Here is a 3,028-nt window from a genome sequence, read left to right as displayed (position 1 = left end):
CGCGAGCACGAGCGCCAGGACGATCCCGCCGCCGAGCACGGTGAGGGTCAGCGGGATGCCGGGAGATTCGCCCGCTTGCGAGATTCCGCCGTAGATTTCGGACAGGCCCGCTCCGGGCACCGCCGCCAGCGGGTTCAGTACCAAGATCTGCAACGCCGCGAGAACGGCGTAGAGGATGATCGCGCCGCAGCCGGTCACCACCACCATCCACACGGGCGCCGGCTGCTTCGGGAGAACCGATATACCCGAACCTTGCCGCTTGGCAGACCTCACTCCTCCGCGCCCCGCACCGCGTACTCGGTGGTCACCCATCCGGAGCCGACATGGCTGGCGACCTGGGTCATGACGGTCTGTTCGAGATCGGATGGGGTGGGCCCGCGTCCGCTCCCGATCAGGCTGGGGATGTGACGAAGGCGCAGCACGTCAACCAGACCGGCCCGGAAGAGCGCATCCGTGAGTTGCAGGCTTCCCCACACGAGCAGATCGCCATCGGTCTCGTTGCGGAGTCGCACCAGCGTCTCGAGCGGATCTCCGGGTTCGATGATTCCCGGCGCATGGTCACCCCACGGGGCTGCTCCGAGCGAACTGCTGACGATGTGCTTGGGGAGAGTGTTGATCGGCCCCGCGACGGGCTCGTCGCGGGGATCGACGTTCGGCCAGTACTCGACGAACATTTCATACGTCTTCCGTCCGAGCACGATCGCACCGACGTGCTCCAGCATCTCGAGCTGGTCTGAGTCGGTGCTGTCGATCGGCGCCGCGTCCATGAAACTCATCCCACCGTCGGAGTCCTGCACGAAACCGTCGGCGGTGATGATCTGCTCCACGATGATGCGACCCATGCGTCGACGATAGGCGCGCCACCCCTGGCGCGCCAGGGATAGCCGAGGTCCCGGCGCCGCGTCGCCCTACGGGTTGATCTGAAGCACGTCCCCGGGCTGGATCGTCTTACCGGGCGGGAAGCGATGATTCGCGACGAGGAGCGTGATGTAGTCGACACAGAAGCGCTCGCCGAGGGCCTGCGGGGCGTCACCGGCCGCGACGGTATACGTCTCGACTCCACCGTCCTCACCATAGGTCACAGTGCCTGCTGCGAACTCGGTCGCGCCCATATCCGGGCGTGGCGACGGTCTCGCCGCCCCGGCGTAGCCGCCGACGGGCGCGAAGTCATCGCAGCCGATCTCCCAGGCGGCGGCCTGAAGCGGGTCGCGCGGCTCCGGCGTCTCATCGACGACCGGCTTGGTGGTGGGCACGCTGGGCGCCGTGCCCGCCTCAGCGACGAACGGTGCAGTGGTATCCATCGCCGCGGTGACGGCCGGCGCGCCGAGCGCGACCAGTCCGCCCACGACGAGGGCGCATATCGCCCATGTGGCGACCTCGGTGGCGCGAGTCATGAGACCCAGCCTTGCACCCCTCCTGAACCAGAATCCAGCCTGCCGACCGCCCGCGCCGGATCAGCCGCGCTCGACGGGCAGCCAGAGCTCGCACGTGGCCGTGCTGAAGTCGGGCGCCCTGTCGAGCACCGAAACGATCGAGGGGCCCGGCCGCAGTCGCCACGGGTTCGACGGGAACCAGTCGGTCGCCGTCGCCGCCCAGGTGCGCTGCAGCTCGGCCGGGTAGGCGCCCTCGGAGCGGAACGCCGCCCACGTGCCGGCGGCAACCTCGATCACGTCGAGATCGCTGGGCACGGCGACGTCGTCGCTCACCGCGACGCCGTGCAGATACGTCAGCTCGCTGCCCTCGGCGTAGTCCGCATCGACGTCGGCACTCACCTGCAGCAGGCCTGCCGGCTCCGTGTCGCCGAGCTCCTTCAGCCGCGCGTGCGCGGTCTCAGGTAGCCCGGCGATATGGGCCTGGATGTGCGGATTGACGCCCTCGTGAATGAGCGGCACGCGCACGGCGTGTCCGACGAGCCGGAAAGCGGGGCGATCGATGAGACGCGTGTCCATGGGGGTGTTCCCTTCGACGGTCAGGCGAAACCTGAGTTTCGGTTGCGTGCGAAGAGGAGCCGCGTGCCGGCGCACATCCGACGGTGAGACACGGTGGACCGAGCGGAACGCCCGGTTGAACGCCTCCGTCGAGCCGTAGCCCCAACGGACTGCCACCTCGAGCAGGTCGTCCGATCCGCGCAGGTCGGCCGCCGCGAGCGTCATGCGACGGCGTCGCACGTACTCCGACAGCGGCATGCCCGCCAACGACGAGAACATGCGACGCAGGTGATACTCCGTCGTTCCCCACGTGCGCGCGAGGCCGGCGACGTCGATCTCATCCGAGATGTTCGTTTCGATGTGCTCGACCAGACGGTTCAGTGATCCGATCACGGGTTCCTCCTTCGCTCCACAGCCTTCCGCGGCCGAGCGAACCGCGCCCGACAATCGTGGCCCGATCGAGTCGTCTCGATTGTTGCCTGTCCGTGAGCAAAACGGTTCTGACGGGTCGGATGCCGCTGGCAGACTAGAGGGCATGGTCACGCTCCTGCTCGATTCGGCGCACCTCGAGGTCGCGCTGTCGGGCGCCGAGCGTGCGCTGGCATTCCGCAAAGAGAACATCCGCGTGGACCGCTCCGCCATCGCGAAGGTGCAGTTGACGGAAGACCCGTGGCACTGGCTGCGCGGCGTCGCCCACCCCGGAACGTACGTGCGCGGCGTCATCGCGATGGGAACGTGGGAGTCGACCGGCGCGAAGGACTTCGCGATCGTGCGCCGTCGCCGCGCCGGCGTCGTGATCGACCTCGACGGCCACCCGGATTTCCAGCGTCTCGTGCTCACGACCCGTCACGGCATCGAACTCGTGCAGGCTCTGCGCCTCGACGCCGAAGACGAGCCCGCCGATGTCGTGACCCTCGCCGCGACCGGAGCGATCCCGACCGCCTCGGCCGACGACGCCGCAACCTGATCCGGGGTGGATGCGCGCGATAGCGTGAGGGGGTGAGTGAAACCACACCCGCCGCCGCTGCCGCAGGCGATGCCGACGTGCTCGTGCGGGTGCATGCCGCCCTCGGTCGTCTCACGCTGAACCGGCCGCGGGC

At 68.6% G+C, this 3,028-nt stretch carries 4 protein-coding genes and 1 pseudogene; 1 reads left to right on the top strand and 4 read right to left on the bottom strand.

Going from position 1 to position 3,028, the window contains the following annotated elements:
* From B4E30_RS10810 to B4E30_RS10795, 4 genes and pseudogenes are all read right to left on the bottom strand, one after another.
* Window positions 1-207: pseudogene (locus B4E30_RS10810) on the bottom strand (hypothetical protein); the annotation flags it as partial.
* Window positions 208-269: 62 nt separating this feature from the next.
* The gene (locus tag B4E30_RS10805) at window positions 270-842 is read right to left on the bottom strand and encodes a dihydrofolate reductase family protein (protein WP_286795299.1); all 573 of its coding nucleotides are present in this window, start codon (window positions 840-842) and stop codon (window positions 270-272) included.
* A 66-nt stretch (window positions 843-908) separates the two neighbouring features.
* A complete protein-coding gene (locus B4E30_RS10800) occupies window positions 909-1,394 on the bottom strand; it encodes a hypothetical protein (protein WP_286795298.1) in 486 nt (161 codons plus the stop codon).
* 60 nt (window positions 1,395-1,454) lie between these two features.
* A complete protein-coding gene (locus B4E30_RS10795) occupies window positions 1,455-2,321 on the bottom strand; it encodes an AraC family transcriptional regulator (protein ID WP_286795297.1) in 867 nt (288 codons plus the stop codon).
* A gap of 142 nt (window positions 2,322-2,463) precedes the next feature.
* Between B4E30_RS10795 and B4E30_RS10790 the strand changes: the two genes are divergently transcribed.
* Window positions 2,464-2,895 (top strand): hypothetical protein, encoded by a 432-nt coding sequence (locus B4E30_RS10790; RefSeq protein ID WP_286795296.1) that lies wholly within the window; start codon window positions 2,464-2,466, stop codon window positions 2,893-2,895.
* Window positions 2,896-3,028: the final 133 nt, after the last annotated feature.

The sequence above is a fragment of the Microbacterium sp. UBA3394 genome (assembly GCF_002358725.1).
GTDB classification, from domain to species: Bacteria; Actinomycetota; Actinomycetes; order Actinomycetales; family Microbacteriaceae; genus Microbacterium; species Microbacterium luteum.
This window is presented reverse-complemented; position numbering and strand designations above follow the sequence as displayed.